The 22,493-nt window shown below is 73.8% G+C and carries 8 protein-coding genes; 6 read left to right on the top strand and 2 right to left on the bottom strand.

The genetic code is table 11. The features are described 5' to 3' along the window. The first annotated feature begins 396 nt into the window (after nucleotides 1-396). Nucleotides 397-1,764 carry a lysine N(6)-hydroxylase/L-ornithine N(5)-oxygenase family protein gene (locus ACWGH0_RS31535; protein WP_453407691.1) on the top strand — a complete coding sequence of 456 codons (1,368 nt, stop codon included), beginning with the start codon at nucleotides 397-399 and terminating at the stop codon, nucleotides 1,762-1,764. 77 nt (nucleotides 1,765-1,841) lie between these two features. Here the strand turns inward: ACWGH0_RS31535 and ACWGH0_RS31530 are convergent, their stop codons facing one another. Beyond that, nucleotides 1,842-8,846 (bottom strand): amino acid adenylation domain-containing protein, encoded by a 7,005-nt coding sequence (locus ACWGH0_RS31530; protein WP_453407690.1) that lies wholly within the window; start codon nucleotides 8,844-8,846, stop codon nucleotides 1,842-1,844. Next, a complete protein-coding gene (locus tag ACWGH0_RS31525; RefSeq protein ID WP_453407689.1) occupies nucleotides 8,843-16,735 on the bottom strand; it encodes an amino acid adenylation domain-containing protein in 7,893 nt (2,630 codons plus the stop codon). Before ACWGH0_RS31525 ends, ACWGH0_RS31530 begins: the two co-directional genes overlap by 4 nt. Nucleotides 16,736-16,866: 131 nt before the next feature. Between ACWGH0_RS31525 and ACWGH0_RS31520 the strand changes: the two genes are divergently transcribed. From ACWGH0_RS31520 to ACWGH0_RS31500, 5 genes are all read left to right on the top strand, one after another. After that, the gene (locus ACWGH0_RS31520; RefSeq protein WP_453407688.1) at nucleotides 16,867-18,261 is read left to right on the top strand and encodes an MFS transporter; all 1,395 of its coding nucleotides are present in this window, start codon (nucleotides 16,867-16,869) and stop codon (nucleotides 18,259-18,261) included. 137 nt (nucleotides 18,262-18,398) lie between these two features. After that, nucleotides 18,399-19,364: a FecCD family ABC transporter permease gene (locus ACWGH0_RS31515; RefSeq protein ID WP_453407692.1), complete on the top strand. Its 966-nt coding sequence runs from the start codon at nucleotides 18,399-18,401 to the stop codon at nucleotides 19,362-19,364. A gap of 3 nt (nucleotides 19,365-19,367) precedes the next feature. Beyond that, nucleotides 19,368-20,453, top strand: a complete 1,086-nt coding sequence (locus tag ACWGH0_RS31510; RefSeq protein ID WP_453407687.1) for a FecCD family ABC transporter permease — start codon at nucleotides 19,368-19,370, stop codon at nucleotides 20,451-20,453. A gap of 2 nt (nucleotides 20,454-20,455) precedes the next feature. Continuing rightward, nucleotides 20,456-21,292 carry an ABC transporter ATP-binding protein gene (locus tag ACWGH0_RS31505; RefSeq protein WP_453407686.1) on the top strand — a complete coding sequence of 279 codons (837 nt, stop codon included), beginning with the start codon at nucleotides 20,456-20,458 and terminating at the stop codon, nucleotides 21,290-21,292. Nucleotides 21,293-21,391: 99 nt separating this feature from the next. Next, nucleotides 21,392-22,444, top strand: coding sequence for an ABC transporter substrate-binding protein (locus tag ACWGH0_RS31500; RefSeq protein ID WP_453407685.1), 1,053 nt, complete (start codon nucleotides 21,392-21,394; stop codon nucleotides 22,442-22,444). Nucleotides 22,445-22,493: the final 49 nt, after the last annotated feature.

Genomic DNA, 22,493 nt, shown 5'->3' with positions numbered 1-22,493 from the left:
AGGGGGCGCGGACTGCGCCCCCTGCCCGCTCAGGGCGCCCGCTCAGCGGGCCAGTGGGAGGGTCCGGCGGGCGAACGAGCCGATGCTGAGCAGTGCCTCTTCCTCCATGCCCACCACGCTCCCGTCTGCCTCAGGGGCAACGTCCACCTCGCTCCCGACCGTGTCGTTCCCGGGGAGGCGAACTCCGTGCCCGCGTGCGCCCGGCCGGTGCTCGTATGCGACATGGAGGGACATCGGAGGCGTGGTCGGAGGAACAAGGGCGCAGGCGGTACGCGCGGACTTGACACCCCGTGCAGTCTAGGGGAATTTAGGCACGCCTTACCTTAGTAGAAAGTCTTTGATGTGTGGCCGTGTGTACGCGGTCGCTCAGTCGTACGATCCAACGGAAGGACCACCATGTCGGGACGCCGCGAGGACAGCGGCCAGGCCGAGGGCGCCGCCGCCCGGGACTTGGTCGGCATAGGTTTCGGTCCGTCGAATCTGGCTCTGGCCATCGCCGTCGCCGACCACAACCGCCGCGACCCCGAACGCGCGCTGCACGCACGCTTCGTGGAGCAGCAGGAGCGCTTCGGCTGGCACCGCGGCATGCTCCTGGAGGGGGCGACCATGCAGGTCTCCTTCCTCAAGGACCTGGTCACCATGCGGGACCCCAGCAGCCGCTTCTCCTTCCTGATGTATCTTCAGGACCGCGGGCGCCTGGCCGACTTCATCAACCAGAAGACGTTCTTCCCCACCCGGATCGAGTTCCACGACTACTTCGAGTGGTGCGCCTCCGAATTCGGCGACAGCGTCGACTACGGGCGGCGGGTCACCGAGATCCGCCCCGTGCGCGACGGAGACCGCGTCGAGGCCGTCGAGGTCGTCTCGGAGAGCGTGGCCGACCCGGCCGACCGGGAGGTGCTCAGAGCACTCAACGTCGTCGTCGGCACCGGTCTGAAGCCCCGGCTCCCGGACGGCGTGACCCAGGGCGAACACGTCTGGCACACCCGGGACCTGCTCTTCCGCGCACCCCGGCTGACGAACCTCCGGCACCGCCGGTTCGTCGTCGTCGGCGCGGGGCAGTCCGCCGCAGAAGCCGTCGACTACCTGCACCGGACCTTCCCGGACGCTCAGGTGAACGCGGTCTTCACCCGGTACGGCTACAGCCCCGCCGACGACAGCCCCTTCGCCAACCGCATCTTCGACCCGGCCGCGGTCGACGACTTCTTCACCGCGCCCGAGAGCGTCAAGCAGGACCTCGACGGCTACCACCGCAACACCAACTACTCCGTGGTGGACGGCGACCTCATCACACAGCTGTACCGCACGCACTACCAGGAGAAGGTCAGCGGCCGGGAACGGCTGCGTTTCCTCAACACCACCGAGCTCGGCGGCGTCGAGACCCTCCCCGACGGCGCCCGTGTCGTGGTCCGCTCGCTGACGACTGGCCGCCAGGAGACCCTGGACTGCGACGCCGTGGTCATGGCCACCGGCTACCGGCCGGTCGATCCGCGCGACCTCCTCGGCGACCTCGCGGCGGACTGCCTCACCGACGAGCAGGGCCGGGTCCGCGTGGACCGCGACCACCGCGTGCTGATGAGCGACAAGGTGGACGTCGGCGTCTACCTCCAGGGCGGCACCGAGCACACCCACGGGGTCACGTCCTCGCTGCTGTCCACGCTCGCCGTCCGCTCCGGCGAGATCTCCGACTCCCTCCTGCTGCGCCGTACCGCCCGGGCCTTGCACGCGGACCGCGGCCGGGAGATCGACGCGCTGCTCGGCTGAGCCCGCAGGGCCGGCCACAACGAACGCCGCCCTCCACACCGTTCCCGGTGTGGAGGGCGGCGTCGTCCGTCCGACGGCTAACGCCATCCCTCGGTGTGCTCGGACAGCACCGCCGCGATCCGCCGCAGCGCCGACGGGTCCAGCAGACCGTCGTGGTCGTCCGCGACGGTCTGCACGACGACCTCGCCGTCCGTGTACGCCGTCCAGTCCTCGGCGGGCCCCGGGGCGTCGGACGCGCGGAAGTGGAGCAACGCGCCCCGGTACCGGGCGGGGGAGTGGGCCGACAACAGCCCCGTAGCGGCGGCGTAGTTGGCGTGCATCGCCGCCACGGTCACCTGCTCCAGACCCAGCCCGTCCACCGCCGCCTCAACGGCAGCCGCGACGGCGTCGTCCGCGTTCCCGGCCCCGCTCCCGTCGCCGGGGTAGGAGTCGAGCAGCGCCAGCAGCTCCACGCGCTCCCCGCGTTCCTGGAGACGGCACGCCAGGGCGTGGGCCACGACACCGCCCAGCGACCAGCCGAGCAGCCGGTACGGGCCGTGCGGCTGGACCCGGGTCAGCTCCGCCAGGTGGGCGTCGACCAGCTCGTCCAGGGACTCCGCGGCCGGTCCGCCCGACAGGTTCGGTGCCTGGAGGGCGTGGACCGGCACTTCAGCCGGGACGTGCGCCCGCAGCGCCGCGTACCGCCAGCCGAGTCCTGTCGCGGGAGCGGGGCACCACAGCGGCGCCCGGTCGCCCGAGGACCGCAGCGTGAACAGCACGTCGAGACCCGTCGGGCCGTCCGTCCTCTCCTCGCCCGTGGACCGCAGTCGGCCCGCGAGCGCGGCCGCCGTCGGATGACGGAAGAGGTCCGCCACCGCCAGCTGCCGTCCGGTGGCGTTCTGCAGGCGGTCCCGCAGGCGTACCAGCAGCATGGAGTGGCCGCCGAGGTCGAAGAAGTCGTCGTCGATGCCGACTTCGGGGAGGTCCAGCACCTCGGCGAAGATCTCGCAGACCAGGGCCTCGGTGAGGTCGCGCGGACCCCGGCCGGCCCGCGACTCCACCGCCTGCGGTGCGGGCAGCGCGCGCCGGTCGAGCTTGCCGTGGTCGGTCAGCGGCAGCGCGTCCAGCTCCACGAACACCGACGGCACCATGTAGTCCGGCAGCATCCGGGTCAACTGGGCGCGCAGCGCGGACGGGTCGAACTCGGCGCCCGCCGCCGGGACGACGTAGGCGACGATGTGCTTGCCGCGCGGGCCGTCCTCGCGTACGTCGACGGCCGCCTGGAGGACCGACGGGCCGGCCGCCAGAGCCGCCGTGATCTCGCCGAGCTCGATGCGGAAGCCGCGAATCTTCACCTGGTCGTCGGTCCGGCCGAGGTAGTCGACGGTGCCGTCCGGCATCCAGCGCACCAGGTCGCCCGAGCGGTACATCCGCGTGCCGGGCGGGCCGAACGGGTCCGCCACGAAACGCTCGGCGGTGAGCGAGCGCCGGTCCAGGTAGCCACGGGCGAGACCGGCCCCGGCCAGGTACAGCTCACCGATGACACCGGCCGGCACCGGCTGGAGACGGGCGTCCAGGACGTACGCGGTGGTGTTCGCCGTCGGCCGCCCCACCAGCGGGCGTTCGCTGCCCGCCACACTGGCGGCCAGCGCGTCGACCGTGCACTCGGTCGGCCCGTACAGGTTGAACCCGGCCGTGCCCTCCAGTTCGCGCATCTCCCGCCACAGCGGGGACGGCACGGCCTCGCCGCCCACGCCGAGCGCGAGCAGCGGGGAGCGGCCGTCCCTGATCAGACCGGCGCCGGCGAGCTGCATCGCGTGCGAGGGCGTGACCTCGATGAAGTCGATGCGGTTCGTCTCGATGAACGACACCAGCTGGTCCGGGTCGCGCAGTGTGTCCTCGGTGACGATGTGCAGCGCGTGACCGTCGAGCATCCACAACTGCGGCTGCCATGCCGCGTCGAAGGCGAACGACCAGCCGTGCGCCACCCGCAGGCTCCGCCCACCGGCGGCGGTGACGGTCGGCCGGTAGAGCAGCTCGCGGTGGCTGTGGAAGAGGTTCGCGATGGAGCGGTGCTCCACGACGACGCCCTTGGGCAGGCCCGTGGAGCCCGAGGTGTAGATGACGTACGCGGGGTGCTGCGGCAGCGGGTGGGGAAGTTCCCCGGCCGCCGGCCCTCCGTCCGCCAGCAGCGCCTGCGTCTCCGGCGCGTCCAGTACCAGCGTCTCGGGCCCGCCGTCCCCCGCGAGGCCCGCGAGCGCCCCGGTGGTGATCAGGAGCCTGGGCGCGGAGTCCCGGAGGATGTGCTCGATCCGCCCCGCCGGGTAGCCCGGGTCGATGGGGACGTACGCGCCACCGGCCCGCATCACCGCCAGCAGCGCGACCACGGTGTCGGCCCGCCGGGGCAGCAGCAGGGCCACCATCCGCTCGGGACCGACGCCCCGGTCCCGCAGCAGGCGCGCCAGGCGTGCCGTGCGCCGGTCCAACTCGGCGAAGGTGTACGCGATGTCTCCGCAGACCAGGGCCGTGGCGTCCGGCGTGCGCTCCACCTGACGGGTGAACAGCTCGGTCAGCGTCGCTACCTGCGCCTCGACCAGGTCGCCCTTCCAGTCGACGAGCACCTGCCGGCGTTCGTCGGCGGACAGCAGCTCCAGGCTGCCGAGAGGACGGTCGGGGTGCTCGGTGACGGCCTGGAGCACCCGCAGGAAGCGGGTCGCCATGTTCGCGACGGTCTCGTGGTCGAACAGGTCGGTGCTGTACTCGACGCCCAGCCGCATCCCGTCCCGGCCGTGCTCCTCGGTGATCTCGAAAGCCAGGTCGAACTTGGCCGTCCCCATGTCGACCGGCTCCTGCCGGACCGCGACCTCGCCGAGCGCCAGGTCCAGCGGCGGCCTCGCCTGGTGACTCAGCATCACCTGGAACAGCGGGTGCCGGGCCATGGACCGGGCCGGGTTCAGCAGCTCCACGAGGCGCTCGAAGGGGATGTCCTGGTGCGCGTACGCGGCCAGGTCGGTCTCCCGCACCCGGGCCACCAGCTCCCGGAAGCCCGGGTCGCCGGAGGTGTCCGTACGCAGCACCAGCGTGTTGGCGAAGAAGCCCACCACGTCGTCGACGGCGTCGTCGCTGCGGCCCGCGATCGGCGTTCCGACGGGGATGTCCGCACCGGCGCCGAGCCGGGTGAGGAGGGTGCCGAGCGCCGCGTGCAGCACCATGAACACGCTGGCGTCGCAGCGGCGTGCCAGCGCCCGCACGGCCCGGTGCAGGTCGGCCGGCACATCGAGCTCGACGGTCGCGCCCCGCAGGCTCGGCGCGGCGGGGCGCGGCCGGTCCGTGGGCAGCGGAAGCTCCTCCGGCAGACCCTCCAGCGTCTTGCGCCAGTACTCCGCCTGCCGGTGCAGCAGCCCCTGCGGGTCCGACTCGTCCCCGAGCAGCGCGCGCTGCCACACCGCGTGGTCCGCGTAGCCCACCGGAAGCGGGACGAAGGAGGGGCGCTCACTCCGGCTGCGCGCGGAGTAGGCGTCCGCCAGGTCCCGCAGCAGCGGCAGTGCGGACCAGCCGTCGGCGGCGATGTGGTGCAGCACCAGGACCAGGACGTGCTCGTCAGGGCCTACGGCGAACAGCTCGGCCGCGAACGGCGCTTCCTCGTCGATACGGAACGGGTGCGACGCCGCCTGCGCGAGCCGGCCCGGCAGCTGGGCCTCGGTGACCGCCGTGACAGGCATCTGCGGCCGCGAGGCCTCCGCGTCGAGGATGACCTGCCGGGGGGTGCCCGCGTCGTCCGGCAGCACCGTCCGCAGCGCCTCGTGCCGGTCCGTCAGGTCACCGAGCGCGGACCGCAGCGCGTCGGCGTCGAGCGCACCGGTGAGCCGGGCCGCGAACGCCATGTTGTACGCCGGGTTCGGTCCCTCCAGCCGGTACAGGAACCACATGCGCTGCTGCGCGAACGACAGCGGCAGGGGATCCGGGCGCTCCCCGGCCCGCAGCGGCGGCCGGGTGCTGCGCGTGCCCAGGCGCCGGGCGAGGGCGGCGACCGTCGGCGCGTCGAAGACCGTCCGCAGCGGCAGTTCCACCCCCATGGTGGAGCGGACCCGGCTGGCGAGCCGCGTCGCGAGCAGCGAGTGCCCGCCCAGGGTGAAGAAGTCGTCGTCGATGCCGACCTCGGGCACCCCGAGGACCTCCGCGAACAGGTCGCAGAGGATCTCCTCCGACGGGTTGCGGGGGCGCCGGCCCGCGACGGCCGGCCCGAGCTCGGGTGCGGGCAGGGCCCGGCGGTCGAGCTTGCCGCTGGGCGAAAGCGGGAGCGCGTCCAGCGCGACGAACGCGGACGGCACCATGTGCTCCGGCAGCGCGGCCGACAGATGGCGGCGCAGCTCGGCGGGATCGGCCGCACCGGTCGTGTAGGCGACCAGGACCGGGTCGCCGTCCGTCCCGAGGTCACGGCGGGCCACCACGGCGGCCTCCCGGACGCCCGGGTGCAGCGCGAGCGCTCCCTCGACCTCACCGGGCTCGATGCGGAACCCGCGTATCTTCACCTGGTCGTCGGTCCGGCCCAGGTACGTGATCACGCCGTCCGCGCCGCGCCGCGCCAGGTCGCCCGTACGGTACATCCGGGTGCCCGGCGGGCCGTACGGGTCGGCGACGAACCGCTCGGCGGTGAGCGGGAAACGCCCCAGGTAGCCGTGGGCGAGCTGAGGGCCCGCCAGGTACAGCTCGCCCGGCACACCGGCCGGGACCGGGCGCAGCGCCGCGTCCAGGACGTACGCCGAGGTGTTCCACACCGGGCGGCCGATCGGCACGCCGTCGCGGTCCCCGCCGTCGGCCGGGCACGGCCAGGCGGTGACGTCCACGGCGGCCTCGGTGGGCCCGTACAGGTTGTGCAGCTCCACCGCGCCCCCGAAGAGGCCGTGGAAGCCGCGCACCAGGTCGGGGGTGAGCGCCTCACCGCTGCACAGCACCCTGGTCAGGCCCGTGCAGCCGGCCGCCTCCGGCTCGGTGAGGAAGGCCCGCAGCATCGAGGGGACGAAGTGCGCCGTGGTGACGGACTGCTCGCGGACGAGCCGCGCCAGGTACTGCGGGTCCAGGTGGCCCTGCGGGCGGGCCACCACCAGCGTCGCGCCGGTGATCAGCGGCCAGAAGAACTCCCACACCGACACGTCGAAGCTGGACGGCGTCTTCTGGAGCACCCGGTCGGCGGGGGTGAGTCCGTACTCGCCCTGCGTCCACAGCAGCCGGTTGACGACGGCCGAGTGGGGCACGACCACGCCCTTGGGGCGGCCCGTCGAGCCGGAGGTGTAGATGACGTACGCCGGATCGGCCGGGCGGACGGCGGACGGTTCGGCGCCCTCGGCGGGAGGAAGTGCCTCCGGGGCGTCCAGGGTGAGGACGGCGGAGGCGTCGGGCAGCAGGCCCAGCGTCGCCGTGTCCGTCACCACGGCCACCGGACGCGCGTCCGCCAGCATGAACGCGACGCGGTCCGCCGGATAGCCGGGGTCCACCGGCAGGTAGGCGGCGCCGGCGCGCAGCACGGCCGCCAGGGCCACGACCAGGTCGGCGGAGCGCGGCAGCGCGACCGCGACGACCGTGCCCGGGCCCGCGCCGTGCCGGGTCAGCCAGCCGGCGACCCGCTCGGCCCGCGCGTCCAGTTCGGCGTAGCTCAGCCGGTCGTCCTCGAAGACGACGGCGGTGGCCTCCGGGGTGCGCGCCACCTGCCCGGCGAGGAGCGCCGTGAGGGTGGTGTCCGGTACGGGGCGGGCGGCGCCGGGCGCGGTCAGCAGCAGCGCCTCGTCCGCGCCCAGCAGGTCGACGCGGCCCAGCGGTTCGTCCGGGGTGGTGGCGAACGCCTCGAAGGCGCGGCGCAGCCGGTCGGCGACGGACCGCACCTCGTCCTCGGACAGCGCGTCGGGCCGGTAGCCCAGCTCCAGGCGCAGGCGCGTGCCGGGCAGGACGGTCAGCGCGAGCGGGTAGTGCACGCCCTCGTCGCCGCCGGCGTCCTCCAGCCGCAGCCCGGGGGCGAGTTCGGCCAGCGACTCGGGGTCGAAGGGGTAGTTCTCGACGACGGCGAGGGTGTCGAACAGCTCCCGCCCGCCGGCCAGCCGCTGCACCTCGGCCAGGCCCAGGTGCTGGTGCGGGACCAGGGAGGACTGCTCCTCCTGGAGCCTGGCCAGGGCGTCGGCGAACGGCTCGGCGGCGGGCAGGGTGGCCCGTACGGGGACGGTGTTGACGAAGACGCCCACCATCGACTCGACGCCCGGCAGGTCGGCGGGCCGACCGGACACCGTGGTGCCGAAGACGACGTCGCCGCGACCGAGCGACCTGGCCAGCGTGAGCGCCCAGGCGCCCTGGACGACGGTGCCCAGGGTCAGCCCGCGGGACCGCGCGACGGCGGTCACCGAGGAGGTCAGCGCGGGGTCGAGCTCGACGACGACCTTCCGCGGCGGCTCGGTCACCGACTCCGACGCGCCCGGCGCGACCAGCGTCGGACCGTCCAGGTCCGCGAGCGCCGTCCGCCACGCGGCCTCGGCGGCGCCCCGGTCCTGCGCGGCGAGCCAGTCCAGGTACACGCGCGGAGAGGTGGCGGGAGCGGGGCGGCCCCCCGTGTAGTGGGCGAACAGCTCCCGAACCAGCAGCGGCTGCGACCAGCCGTCCAGCACGATGTGGTGGTTGGTCACGACCAGCCGGTGCAGGTCCTGCTCAAGCCGCAGCAGTGCGAACCGGATCAGCGGCGGCTGCCCGAGGTCGAACCCGCGCTCCGCGTCCAGGGCGGTGAGCCGCTCGGTCTCCCGTTCCCGCTCGGCGGCGGGCAGCGCGGACAGGTCGGTGAAGCTCCACGGCACGTCCACCCGCGAGGGGACGAGCGCGGCCGCCTTGCCCTGCCGGTTGCGGCGGAACGCGGCCCGCAGGCCCGGCTGGCGGTCCAGCAGAGCCTGCGCCGCGGCCCGCAGCCGCCGCTCGTCCAGCGGCCCGCGCAGCGTCATCGTCAGATGCCCCGCGTACACGTCGTGGCCGTCGTCGTCGAGCTCCGCCCGGAACAGCAGGCCCTCTTGGAGCGGGGTCAGCGGGAGGATGTCCTCCAGCTTGGAGCGGGCGGCGGTGCGGCCAGTCACGAAAGCCTCCAGTCGGCTTCGAAGTCGTCGATCTCGTCCTGGGAGAGGGAGATCAGGGACAGGTCGGAAGGGGTCCAGCCCCCCGCGTCGGGCTTGTCGGTGTGCGCCACCAGGGCCGCCAGGTACGTCAGCCAGCCGTCGGCGAGCGACCGGACGACGTCCGCGCGCAGGGCCTCGCCCGCGTACGACCAGGTGGCACTGAGCCGGGGGCCTGCGGGCGCGGCGGCCACATGGACGTCGATCTCCAGGGCGTGCGCGAGCGGCAGCGCCGGGTCGACGCCGTGGAACAGGCCCTCGTCACCGGCGACCGGCTGCCAGGGGCCCTCCGCGTCTCCGGACCCGAACCGCCCCAGGTAGTTGAAGCAGATCTCGGGGACGGGCAGCACGGACAGGCGCTCCGCCGTCTCCGGGTTGAGGTGGCGCAGCGCGCCGAACCCGAGACCGCCGTCGCCCACGGCCCGCAGCCGCTCCTTGACCGCCTTGAGGGCCAGGCCCACCGCGGGACCGCCCGCACGCGCCTCGGAGAGGTCGACGGGACCGGGGTCGAGGAGCACCGGGTGGACGGTGGTGAACCACCCGACGGTCTGCGCCAGGTCGACGCCCTCGGCGACCGTCTCCTCGCGGCCGTGGCCCTCCAACTGCACGCTCACGCCCGCGTCGGTGCCTCCCGAGAGGCGGCGGTGGTCGGCGACGGCGAGGACCAGCGCGGTCAGCAGAACGTCCTCGACGTTCGCGTGGAACGCCGCGGGCACCCGGGTCAGCAGCGCCTCCGTGTCCCCGGGTTCCACGGACACGGTGTGCCTGCGGGAGGTCGCGGAGGTGTCCCGGGCCGGATCCAGTGCCCGGCCGGCCAGCGGTGTCCCGCCGCCGAGGGCACGGGCCCAGTCGTCGGCCTGCCGGACGGTGTCCGCACGCCGGGCGTACGCGCGCAGCAGCTCGCTCCACGCACGCAGCGAGGTGCCGGTCGCAGGCGCCGGTTCGCCCCGCCACGCGGAGTCGAGGTCCGCGCACACGACGCGCCACGACACGCCGTCGACCACCAGGTGGTGCACGACCAGGACGAGCCGGTCCTCCGGCTCGCACCACACCGCCTGCACCATGACCCCGGCCTCGGGACGCAGCCGGTCCCGGGCGGCCGCGGCCTCGGTCGCAAGGTCCGCCCCGGCGCGCCGCAGCACGTCCGCGGCCCGTACCGAACCGGGCGCCGGGGCGTCCAGTTCCCAGGTGCCGTCGGCCGCGCGCACCAGGCGGGACCGGAGCGCCGGATGCCGGTCGAGCACCGACTGGAGGACGTCCGTGAGCCGTTCGTACGTCAGCCCGGCAGGGGTGCCCAGGGTCATGCCCTGGCTGTAGCCGTCGACGGAGGCGGCGGTGGGGCCCGCGTCGGCGAGCTCCCGCAGCCACCCCATGATCGGCGTCTCCCGCACGCGGCCGACACCGTCGTCGGACGTACGGTCCGACGCGGCCTTCTCCGGCCGGGCGACTGCGGCCAGGGCGGCCGGAGTCTGGTGGCGGAAGACGTCACGGGGGCCGAGCTTCCAGCCCGCCGCGCGGGCGCGGCTCACGAGCTGGAGCGAGATGATGCTGTCCCCACCCAGTTCGAAGAAGTTGCCGTCGGCGTCCACCGTGTCCTGCCCGAGCAGGGCGGCGAACAGCTCGCAGAACAGCTTCTCGGCCTCGGTGAGGGGCGCGCGTCCACTGCCCTGCTCGGGCAGTTCGGGCACCGGCAGCGCAGCCCGGTCCACCTTGCGGTTGGCCGACTGCGGCAGCCGTTCCATGGGCACCCACAGCGAGGGCACCATGTGCTCCGGCAGCAGGGCCGCCGCATGGGCGCGCCATGCGTCGGTGTCGGCCGCGTGGCCCGGGACGGGCGCCACGTACGCGACCAGGCGGCGCGATCCCGGCAGGTCGTCGCGGGCGACGACCGCGACCTCCGCGACGCTCTCGTGCCGTCCGAGAACGGCCTCGATCTCGCCCGGCTCGATGCGGAACCCGCGGATCTTCACCTGGTGGTCGGCCCGGCCCAGGCACTCCAGCTCGCCGTCCGTGGTCCAGCGCGCCAGGTCGCCCGTGCGGTACATCCGGGTGCCCGCAGGACCGTACGGGTCGGCGGTGAACCGCTCGGCGGTCAGCGCCGGACGCCCCAGGTATCCACGGGCCAGACCGGCGCCCGCGAGGTACAGCTCACCCGTCACCCCGGGCGGCACGGGCCGCAGCCGGTCGTCCAGCACGTACGCCCCGGCTCCCCTGATGGGCCGTCCGATACGGGGCGCGCCCTCACCCGTGACGAGGGCAACGACCGAGTCCACGGTGCACTCGGTCGGACCGTAGAAGTTGTACGCCGTCGTCGCCGGGTGCGCGCCGAGGTCCCGCCACAGCGAGTCCGGCATCGCGTCCGCGCCCGGGCCCAGCAGGGCGGGCCGGTGCCTGCCCTCGTCGAGCAGCCCGTGCTTGATGAGCTGCTGGAGGTGGGCCGGGGTCAGGTCGAGGTAGTCGACCCGCTCCTCGGCGACGTACGCGGCGACGGCCTCGGCGTCCGGATACGTCGACTCGTCCAGGACGTGCAGCTCGTGCCCGCCCACCATCAGCAGCACCGGGTCGAGCGAGGCGTCGAAGGCGAACGAGGCGATGTGCCCGACCCGCAGCCGGCGTCCGCCGGCCTCGGGAACCTCGGGCGGGAACAGCGTCGAGGTGTGCGCGGCGTACAGGTTGGCGAGGTTGGCGTGGGTCACCACCACGCCCTTGGGGCGGCCGGTGGAGCCCGAGGTGTAGATGACGTACGCGGCGTCGCCGGGCCCGGCCTGCGCCGCGGCGACCGGCGCGGCCGGCTCCTCGGCGTCCACGAGGACCACGGGAAGGTCCGGCCGCCGGGGCAGTGCCTGCGCCAGCTCACGGGTGGTGAGCAGGCACACGGGCCGAGCGTCGTCCAGGGTCTGCGCCAGCCGTTCCTGCGGGTAGTGCGGGTCCAGCGGCAGGAACGCGGCCCCCGACCGCAGTACGCCGAGGAGTGCGGCGACCGTCTCGTGACGGGGCAGGGCGAGGGCCACCAACCGCTCCGGGGCCGCGCCGTGCGCGGCCACCAGCCGGGCGACGCGCTCCACGCGGGCGTCGAGACCGGCGTACGTGATCCGCTCGACGGCGCCCGAGCGGGAGCCGAGGACCAGTGCGACCTCGTCCGGGGTGCGGCGGACCTGTCGCGCGAACGCCTCGTGCAGCGGCGGCGCGGCGGGCGGGGCCACGGGCGGTGCCAGCAGCGTGCCGCGCTCCGCGTCCGTCAGGATGTCGTGGTCGCCGATCGGCAGCTCGGGCCGGGCGACGGCGGCGTCCAGCAGCCGCACCAGGCGCCGGGTGAGCGCCTCCACCGTGTCCGGGTCGAACAGGTCCGCGCTGTACTCGGCGAAGCCGCCGACCTCGTCCGGGTCGCCGTCCGGGTCGAACCGGTCGATGAACGTCAGGCTCAGGTCGAACGTCGCCGTGCCGGTGGCCACCACGTGCGGCCGGGTCCGCAGCCCCGCCACCGGCAACTCGGACGCCGTACCGCTCTGGTGCACCACCATCACCTGGAACAGCGGGTGACGGGCTGTGGACCGCGGGGGGTTGAGGATCTCCACCAGCCGCTCGAACGGCAGGTCCTGGTGCTCGAACGCGGCGACGGCCGTGTCCCGCACCCGCCGCAGCAGCGTCTCGAACGACGGCGAACCGGACGTGTCGGTGCGCAGCACGAGCGTGTTGACGAAGAAGCCGACGAGGTCGTCGAGCGCTTCCTCGCCGCGCCCCGCCACGGGCGTGCCGACCGGGATGTCCTCCCCGGCGCCGAGCCGGGTCAGCAGGGCGGCCACCGCGGCCTGGTACACCATGAACGGGGTGACGCCGAGCGAGGCCGCGAGCGTCCGTACACGGCGGGCGAGTTCGGCCTCCACCGAGAACCGGAGCATGCCGCCCCGGTTGGTCGACTCGGCCGGGCGGGGCCGGTCGGTGGGCAGCCGCAGTTCGTCGGGGGCGCCGTCGAGCGCCTCCTTCCAGTACGCGGCCTGTCGAGCCGTCAGGCTGCCAGGGTCTTCGGCGTCGCCGAGGAGCCGCCGCTGCCAGACTGCGAAGTCGGCGTACCGCACGGGCAGCGGCGACCAGTCGGGGCCCTGCCCGGACAGCCGGGCCCGGTAGGCGTCGGCGAGGTCGCGGACCAGGACGGGCAGGGACTGGCCGTCTCCGGCCATGTGGTGCAGCAGGAGCAGCAGGATGTGCTCCTCCGGTCCGGTCTCGAACAGGACGACGCGCAGCGGCGGTTCCTCGGCGAGGGCGAACACGTGCGCCGCCGCGGCGGCCAGCTCGGCCTCCACGGTCTCGGGCGTCGTACGGCGGACCTCGAGCCGCGGCCCGCGCCCGGGCTCCAGCACGACCTGGCACGGCGATCCGTCGCGCTCCGGGAAGACCGTACGCAGGCTCTCGTGGCGTACGGCGACGTCGGCGACGGCGGCGGCGAGGGCGGCCGTGTCCAGCGGCCCGCCGACGCGCAGCGCGGTGGGGATGTTGTAGGCCGGGCCCGGCTCCTCCAGGCGGTGCAGCAGCCACAGCCGCTGCTGCGCGAACGACAGGGGCGCGGGATCACCGGCCGTGCCGGCGGTGAGCGCCGGCCGGGCGGTGTCCCGGCCGCCCTCGGCGTCGTCCAGTACGCGAGCCAGCGCGGCCGGCGTCGTCGCGTCGAACAGCGCCCGCAGGGCGGGCCGGACGCCCAACTCCGCCTCCACGCGGGTGATCAGCCGTGCGGCGAGCATGGAGTGGCCGCCGAGCAGGAAGAAGTCGTCGTCCGGTCCGACCGCCGGAAGCTCCAGCACCGCGGCGAACAGCGCGCACAGCGCCGCCTCGCGTGCCGTGGCCGGCTCCCGGCCGGTGGCCCGCCCGTACACCGGCGCGGGCAGGGCCCGGCGGTCCAGCTTGCCGTTGCTGGTCAGCGGCAGCCGCTCCAGCGCGACGATAGCGCCGGGCACCATGTGCGCGGGCAGTGCGGCGGCAAGGTCGGCCCGCAGCCGGTCGGTGTCGGGCGCGGCCGATCCTTCGGCGGGCACCACATAGGCGACGAGGCGCGGGTCGCCCGGCTGGTCCTCGCGGGCGATGACGGCGGCCTGCGCGATCCCCGGGTCCCGGCGCAGCAGTTGCTCTATCTCGCCGGGTTCGATGCGGAAGCCCCGGATCTTGAGCTGGTGGTCGACCCGGCCCAGGTACTCCAGGACACCGTCCGCGGTCCAGCGCGCCAGGTCGCCGGTGCGGTACATCCGGCTGCCGGGTTCGCCGAACGGGTCGGCGACGAACCGCTCCGAGGTCAGCCCCGGGCGGCCGAGGTAGCCGCGGGCGAGCCCGTCACCGCACACGTACAGCTCACCGGGCGAACCCGGCGCGACCGGGTGCAGTCGGGCGTCCAGCAGCCGCACGGCCGTGTTGTGCACCGGTGCGCCGATCGGCACGACCGGGCCCGGGTGGTCCGGACGGCAGGTCCACAGCGTCGCGTCGACCGTGGTCTCGGTGGGGCCGTACGAGTTGAACATCCGGGTGGTGGCCGACCAGCGCCGCATCAGCTCGGCCGGGCACGCCTCGCCCGCCACGATCAGCGTCGCCCCGGCGGGCAGGGACCGCTCGTTCGGTAGCGTCGCCAGCACGCCCGGCGGCAGCGTCAGGTGGGTGACCGCGTGCCGCGCGCAGAACTCGGCGAGCGGCGGGCCCAGCCGCTTGTCGGTGGGCACGACGACCAGGGTGGCGCCGGTGAGCAGGGCCATCGTCCATTCCCACACCGAGGTGTCGAAGCTGAACGAGGCGAACTGAAGCACCCGGCTGCCGGGGCCCGCGCCCAGCTCCTCCGCCATGGTGGAGACGAGGCTCGGTATGCCCTCGTGCGTGACCACGACGCCCTTGGGGCGGCCGGTGGAGCCCGAGGTGTAGATCAGATACGCGGCGCCGTCCGGCGTCGAAGGGCGCAGCGGAGCCCGCGAGCCCCGGCCGGGCCGTGACGCGTCGTCGAGGAGGACGACGGGAACGTCGCCGTGCGGAAGCCGGCCGGCGGACCGGGAGTCGGTGACCAGCAGGCCCGGCCGGGCGTCGTCGAGCATCAGGGCGATGCGGTCGGCCGGGTACTCGGGGTCGACCGGCAGGTACGCCGCTCCCGCCTTCATGACGGCGAGCGCGGCCACCAGGAAGTCGCCCGAGCGGGGGAGCGCCACGGCGACGACCTGCTCGGGTCCGGCGCCCAGCGCGGCCAGCTCGCCGGCCAGCAGGTCGGAGCTCTCGTCCAGTTCGGCGTAACCGAGCCGGTGTTCACGGCCGTCGCCGTCCTCCCAGACGAGCGCGGTGGCGTCGGGGTTCTCGCGCACCCGGCCACGGAAGAGATCCGGGATGGTGGCGCGTTCCAGGGCACGCCGGTCACTGCCCCAGGTCGTCAGCACCCGCTCGCGCTCCTGCGCGCCGAGGAGGTCCAGGTCGCCGAGCGGGGTGTCCGGGGCGTCGAGCGCCGCCGTCAGCAGCCGCTCGAAGCGGCCGAGGAGCCGCGCGACCGTCTCCTCCCGGTACAGGTCGCGGCGGTAGGTCGTGTCCAGGATGAGGGTCCCGGCGGAGTCCAGCACCGCGGAGACGGCCAGGTCGAACGCGGCGGCGTTGCCCGGCACCGGGCGTTCGGCCGGCTGCACGCCGGGCAGTTCGAAGCCCTCCCAGACATCGCTGCGCAGCGAGAACATGACGTCGAAGAAGACGTTGTGCCCGGCCGTGCGCTCCGGGCGGAGCTCCTGGACCAGGGTGTCGAAGGGGACGGCCTGGTGCGCGTAGGCACCCAGGCAGACCTCGCGCACCTGCTGGAGGAAGGCGCGGAAGGTGGTGTCCGGCGTGGCCCGCGTGCGCAGCACCAGCGTGTTGCCGAAGTTGCCCACCAGCCGCTCGGCGCCGTCCGTGCGCAGTACCGCGGGCGACCCGACGAGGACGTCCGGCGCGCCGGCGGCTCGGTGGAGCAGGGCGTTGAACGACGCGAGGAGCGCCATGAAGGGGCTGACGCCCTCCGTCCGGCACAGCGCGTGCACGCGCTCGCGCAGCTCGGCCGGCAGCCTGCGCACCAGCCGCCCGCCCTCCTCGGCCCGCTCGGGCGAGCGGGGGAAGTCCGTGGGCAGGGGCAGCGGCGCCGGCGGATCCGCGAGCAGCTCGCGCCAGTGTGCGAGGTCGGCGTCCGTCCAGGGCGCGCGGCGCTGTTCGCGTACGGCGAGGTCGGCGTACTGCAAGGGCAGTTCGGGCAAGGGCTGCCCGGTGTAGACGGCGGCGACCTCCTGGAGCAGGACCTGCCAGCTGCCGTCGTCCCAGGCGATGTGGTGGGCGACCAGTACGAGGACGTGTTCGTCCCTCGCGAGCCGCAGGAGCTCCAGCCGCACCGGCGTGTCCGCCGACAGGTCGAAGGGGCGCGCCGCGAGCCGGGCCGCCGCCTCGTCCACCGCCGCCTCGCGGTCCGCCGGCGCGACGGCCGACAGGTCGCTCTCGCCGATGACGGGCTCGGCGTCCTTCAGCAGGATCTGGACGGGCTCACCGTCCGCACCGGGCCGGTAGACGGTCCGCAGGACCTCGTGCCGCTCGACGACGGTCCGCAGCGCCTGCCGCAGTCCGGATGCGGACAACTCACCGGAAAGGCGCACCGCCACGCATATGTTGTAGGCGGTGCCCTGGGGCTCCAGCTGGTGCAGCAGCCACATCCGGCGCTGCGCCGAGGACAGCGGAGCCGGCCCCTGGGCCCGGACCGGGGGAGTGTGCGGGGATGTGTTCCCGCTTCCGGGCTGCCTGGCAATGCCACGGGCGGCCAGTTGACGGCGAAGCAGCTCGCGGCGTCGTTCGTTCGCGTCTGCGCTGTGGCCGATGTTCGCACCCGACAAGAAGGTTCACGTCCCCTCAACATGACTGATGGGCCGAACCATAACTTAGGATAGCCTTATCTTGCTATTGTGAGCCCGCTCGCCGGGCTGCCGCCTCGGCGGGGGAAACCCCAGAGGTGGAGGAACCGGCGTTGCGCATCAGAGAACTGGCCCTGGATCTGTCGCCGTTGCGGGCCGGTGGCCCGCTCGGCCTGATTCTCGCCACCCGCGTGCTCGCCCTGCTGTGCATCGGACTCACCTCGGTCGGTGTGGTCGTACAGGTCTACGAGCAGACCGGATCGTCGGTCCAGGTGGGCGCCGTCAGTCTGGTGCTGGGCGCGGGACTGCTGCTCGGCTTCCTGGTCGGCGGGGTCCTCGCCGACCGCAGGGACCGCAGGGGACTCATCCTCGTCGGCAGCGGCTGGGCCGTCGTCACCTTCGCCGCCCTGTCCGCGAACGCGGCGGCCGACCGCCCCGCGCTGTGGGTCGTCTACCTCTCGGGAACGCTGTTCGGCTTCACCGAGGGGATAGCGGAGACCGCCCTCACCGCGGTCGTGCCCACCTTTGTGAGCGAGGAGCACATACCCGCCACCGGAGCGCTCGTCACGGTCACCACCACCCTCGGATCGATCGCCGGCCCCATGCTCGGCGGTGTGCTCATCGCCGGCCCCGGTCTCGCCACCACCTTCGGCCTCGCGGCCGCCGGTACGGCGATCACCACACTGCTGCTGACCCGCCTCGGCCCCATGCCGCCGACGGGCGCGGAGGAGTCCGGTGCAGAGGCGCCGTCCGGCGTGCCCCTCACCGGGGCGGGGGAGAACGGGCCGCCGGCCGCCGCGGAGGCGGCGCGGCCCGGCGTGCTGGACTCCCTGCGCGAAGGGCTCGCCTTCATCCGGTCCAGCCGCGTCGTCGCCGCCGTGCTCGTGGTGGACCTGTGCGCCGCGCTCTTCGCCACGCCGACCGCCCTCTACCCCCAGTTCGCACAGGAGCGGTTCGGCGGCGGGCCCGAGTTGGTCGGCCTGCTCACCACCGCTCCCGTGATCGGCGCGGCCGTGGCCTCGCTCGTCTCCGGCTGGACGGGCCGTACGCGCCACCAGTGGCGGGTGCTGTGCGCCGCGGTGGCCGTGTGGGGCCTGGCCTGCATCGGATTCGGCCTCAGCCCGCTGCTCGGCTTCGGCCTCTTCTTCCTCGCCCTCGGCGGCCTGGCCGACACCTTCTCGGAAATCATGCGCCGCACGCTGCTGATGCGGCACACACCCGACCCCCTCCAGGGCCGGGTGAGCAGCCTCTGGCTGGCCCAGGCCATGACCGCACCGGCGTTGGGCGGTGTCCTGGCCGGCCTCGCGGCCTCGAAGGTCGGCCCGTCCGCGGCCGTCGCCGGCGGAGGCGCCCTGTGCGTCGCCTCGCTGGGCCTCGTCGCGCTGCTCTACCGTCAACTGTGGCGGGAAACCGGCGACTCCGTCGAACACGCTGGCGAGCCCGCGCGGGACGTTCGGGCTGGTGACGGCGGCCCGGGCGGTAACAGTGACACAACGGCGGTCGCCTAAGCCTTGATGGCCGGTACTTAGGTATGGCTATCCTTTGCATCGTGCTTCCGTATACGCAGAGCCGGTCCGCGGCGTCGCCCGTTCGACCACCCGAGACGGTTCCGCGACGGACCTTCGTTCACCTCGTCGCCGTCCCCGTGTGCCTGATCGTGCTGGGGCTGCTCTGCCTGTGCTCCATAGCCCTCGGCACCAAGTCGATCGCGCCGGAACGCGTCCTCGAACTCCTGTGGACCCCGGACGGCTCCGAGGAGTCCGGGATCGTCCATCAGATGCGCGTACCGCGCACCGCGTTCGGCCTCGTCGTCGGCGCCGCACTCGGCATGTCGGGCGCTCTGATGCAGGGCCTGACCCGCAACCCGCTCGCCGACCCGGGCCTCCTCGGCGTCAGTGCCGGAGCATCCCTCGGAGTCGTTCTCACCACCGGACTGCTCGGCATCACCGCCCCCCAGGGCTACGTGTGGTTCGCCTTCGCCGGGGCCCTGGCGGCGATCGCACTCGTCTACGCCCTCGGCAGCGCCGGCAAGGGCGGGGCCACTCCCGCCAAACTCGCCCTCGCCGGCGCCGCCGTCACGGCGCTGCTCCAGTCCCTCGTCAACGCCGTGCTCCTGTTCGACGCCGCGGCGCTGGGCGACTTCCGCTTCTGGGTCGTGGGTTCGCTGACCGGGCAGCCGGCCGGCGTCCTCGTCGACGTGCTGCCCTTCATCGCCGTCGGAGCGGTGCTCGCCGCCGCCACCGCCCCCGCGCTCAACAGCCTCGCCCTGGGCGAGGGCGTCGCCACGGCCCTGGGCAGGAACGTCGGCCTGGTACGGCTGCGCGGCGCCGCGGCCGCCACGCTCCTCGCCGGAGGCGCGGTGGCCCTGTGCGGGCCGATCGCCTTCGTCGGCCTGGTCATTCCGCAGCTCGCCCGCCTGCTCACCGGCCCCGACCACCGCTGGATCATGCTCTACTCGGCGCTGCTCGGTCCCAGCCTGCTGCTCGCCGCCGACATCGCCGGGCGCCTGATCGCCCGGCCCGACGAACTCCACGTCGGCATCGTCGTCACCGTGATCGGGGCGCCGTTCTTCATCGCCATGGTGCGCCGCCGCCGACTCCAGGAGCTGTGAGCCGTGACCGTCACCGACTCCACACGCGGCGCCGCCGCCGTCCGCAACGCGGGCGGGGTGGTCATCCGGCTGCCCCGGACCGGGGCCTCCTGGATCGTCCGGCCCCGCAGCGTCCTCGTGAGCCTGCTGCTGGCCGTCGCGGTGGCCGCCGCGTTCGTCGTCGAGGTCGCCTTCGGCGAACTCGACCTGCCGCTGCCCGAAGTGGTCCGCAGCCTCGCGGGCGGCGGCGACCCGACGACCGCCCTGGTCGTCCACAGCCTGCGCCTGCCCCGCGCACTGGTGGGCCTGCTCTGCGGGGCGGCGTTCGGCGTCGCCGGAGCCGTCTTCCAGACCCTGACCCGCAATCCACTGGCCAGCCCCGACGTCATCGGCGTCTCCGCCGGAGCCGGCACCGCCGCCACCGCCGGACTGCTGATGGGCCTCGGCTCCGGACTCGGCCTCCAGACACTGGCGCTCGTCGGCGGCCTCGGCGCGTCGGCGCTCATCTACCTCCTGGCCTGGAAGTCCGGGACCACCGGCTACCGCATCGTGCTCGTCGGCATCGGCATCGCCGCACTGTGCACCAGCGCCACCAGCTATCTGCTCCTCAAAGCCGGCGTCTACCAGGCCCAGCAGGCCCTGATGTGGCTCACCGGCAGCCTGAACGCGCGCGACTGGGAACACGTCGGCCCGCTCGCCGTCGCCCTGGCCGTGCTGCTGCCGTGCGTGGTGCTGCTCGCCCCGTGGCTGGGCGGGCTCCAGTTCGGCGACGAGATGGCGAAGGCGCTGGGACTGCCGGTGCAGACGGCGCGGATCGCCCTGCTCGCCGTCGGCGCCGGCCTGGTGTCGTTCGCGACGGCCGCCGCGGGCCCCATCGCCTTCGTCGCCCTCATCGCGCCGCAGATCGCCCTGCGCCTCGTCGGCGTGCCGGGCCCCGCCCTGCTGCCGTCCGCCCTGGTCGGCTCCTTCGTGGTCCTGGCCGGTGATGTGGTGGGACGTCAGATCCTGCCGGGCACCGAACTTCCCGTCGGCGTCGTGACCGGTGTGCTCGGCGCCCCCTGCCTGCTCTGGCTGCTCGGCAGGTCCAACCGCACCGGCTCAGGAGGGTGACCGTGGAAAAGCGATCGCAGGGGCTCACCGCCGAGGGACTGACCCTGGCGTACGACGGCCGCAGCGTGGTGAACGCCCTCGACGTGACGATCCCCGCCGGGCGGGTCACCGCCGTGGTCGGTGCGAACGCCTGCGGCAAGTCGACGCTGCTGCGCGGCCTGTCGCGGCTGCTCACCCCGAAGGAGGGCGCCGTCTACCTGGACGGCCGGCTCATCCACACGATGCGCAGCAAGGAGCTCGCCCGCCAACTCGGCATGCTGCCGCAGTCGCCCGTCGCGCCGGACGGCATCACCGTACTCGACCTGGTCAAACGCGGGCGCAGCCCGCACCAGTCGTGGTGGCGCCAGTGGTCGCCCGACGACGAGCAGGCCGTGTACGGCGCCCTCGAAGCCACCGGTCTGCTGGAGCAGGCCGAACGCAGCGTGGACGAACTGTCCGGCGGCCAGCGCCAGCGCGCCTGGATCGCCATGGCGCTCGCGCAGGGGACTCCGGTCCTGCTGCTCGACGAACCCACGAACCACCTCGACCTCGCGCATCAGATCGACATCCTCGACCTGGTCGTCGACCTCAACCGTGAGCAGGGACGGACCGTCGTCCTGGTGCTCCACGACCTCAACCACGCCTGCCGGTACGCCGACCACGTCATCGCGATGAAGGACGGACAGGTCGTCGCCGAGGGGGCCCCGGCCGAGGTGATCGACCGGGAGCTCATCGCCGAGGTCTTCGGCCTGCGCTGCACCGTCATCGAGGACCCGGCAGGGGGCGGCCCGCACATCATCCCGTTCGGCCGCCACCACGGCGGCCGGACGGGGCACGAGCCGGCCGTCACCGCCCGCTGACAACCGCTCACCACGAACCGCACCACCCAACCCCCCGCACTACCGCACCACTCAGCCTGCACGACCGCGGCACGCCCGCTCGGAAGGACAGTCATGCCCATGTTCAAGACTCCCGCCATCAACTCCGGCCAGGCGGCCCGGCTGGACCGCCGCCGCTTCCTCGCCCTCGGCGGGGCGCTGGCCGCCACGGGACTGCTGGCCGCCTGCGGCGACTCCGACAAGGGCAAGGGCTCCGGCAAGAACGGCTCCGACAAGGCCGACTCCGGTCCGTGGACCTTCACCGACGACCGCGGCAAGAAGATCAAGCTGCCCAAGCGCCCCGAGCGCATCGTCGCCCAGTCCCACCCGGCCGCCGCACTGTGGGACTTCGGCATCGAGCCGGTCGGTATCTTCGGCCCGCAGAAGACCGCGGACGGCAAGCCCAGCCCGCAGGTCGGCAACCTCGACCTGTCGAAGACCACCTCGGTCGGGACGGCGTTCGGCGAGTTCCAGATGGAGAAGCTGATCTCCCTCAAGCCGGACCTGATCGTCACCATCGCCTACGGCCCCATGGTCTGGTACATCCCGGAAGAGGTGTACAAGAAGGTCGAGGAGGTCGCCCCGGTCGCGGTCATCCAGCTCATGGGCGTGGCCGTACCGGACGCGGTGAAGCGCTTCGGCGAGCTGGCCGAGGCGCTCGGCGCCGACCCCGAGAGCGCCGAGGTCAAGAAGGCCAAGGCCGACTTCGAGAAGGCCGCGGCGGGCGTCACCGCGGCGGCCAAGGCCAAGAAGGGCCTGTCGGTCGCCGTGGTCTCCGGCACGAAGGAGAACTTCTTCGTCGCCGACCCCGCCTTCCACGGCGACGTGAAGTACTTCCAGCAGCTCGGTCTCGACATCGTCAAGCCGAAGAAGCCCGAGGCGGGCTTCGAGACGCTCAGCTGGGAGGAGGCCGGCCGCTACAAGGCCGACCTGGTCCTGGAGGACGCCCGTCCCGAGGGCGGCCTGACCCACAAGCAGCTCGGCGCCTACCCGACGTGGAAGGGCAGCCCGGCGGTCAAGGCCGATCAGGTGTCGGACTGGCAGACGGAGACGCCGTTCACGTACCAGCGCTTCACCAAGGTGCTGAACGACCTCGCCGCCACCGTGAGCAAGGTCCGCACCGACGTCGTGTGACGCTCTGCCGGTCCAACACATCGGCCCCTGCCGCGCGGTGCGCGGCCTG

The sequence above is a fragment of the Streptomyces sp. NPDC054887 genome (assembly GCF_053610585.1).
Note: the sequence above shows the minus strand (reverse complement) of the source record. Positions and strands in the feature narration are given on the sequence as shown.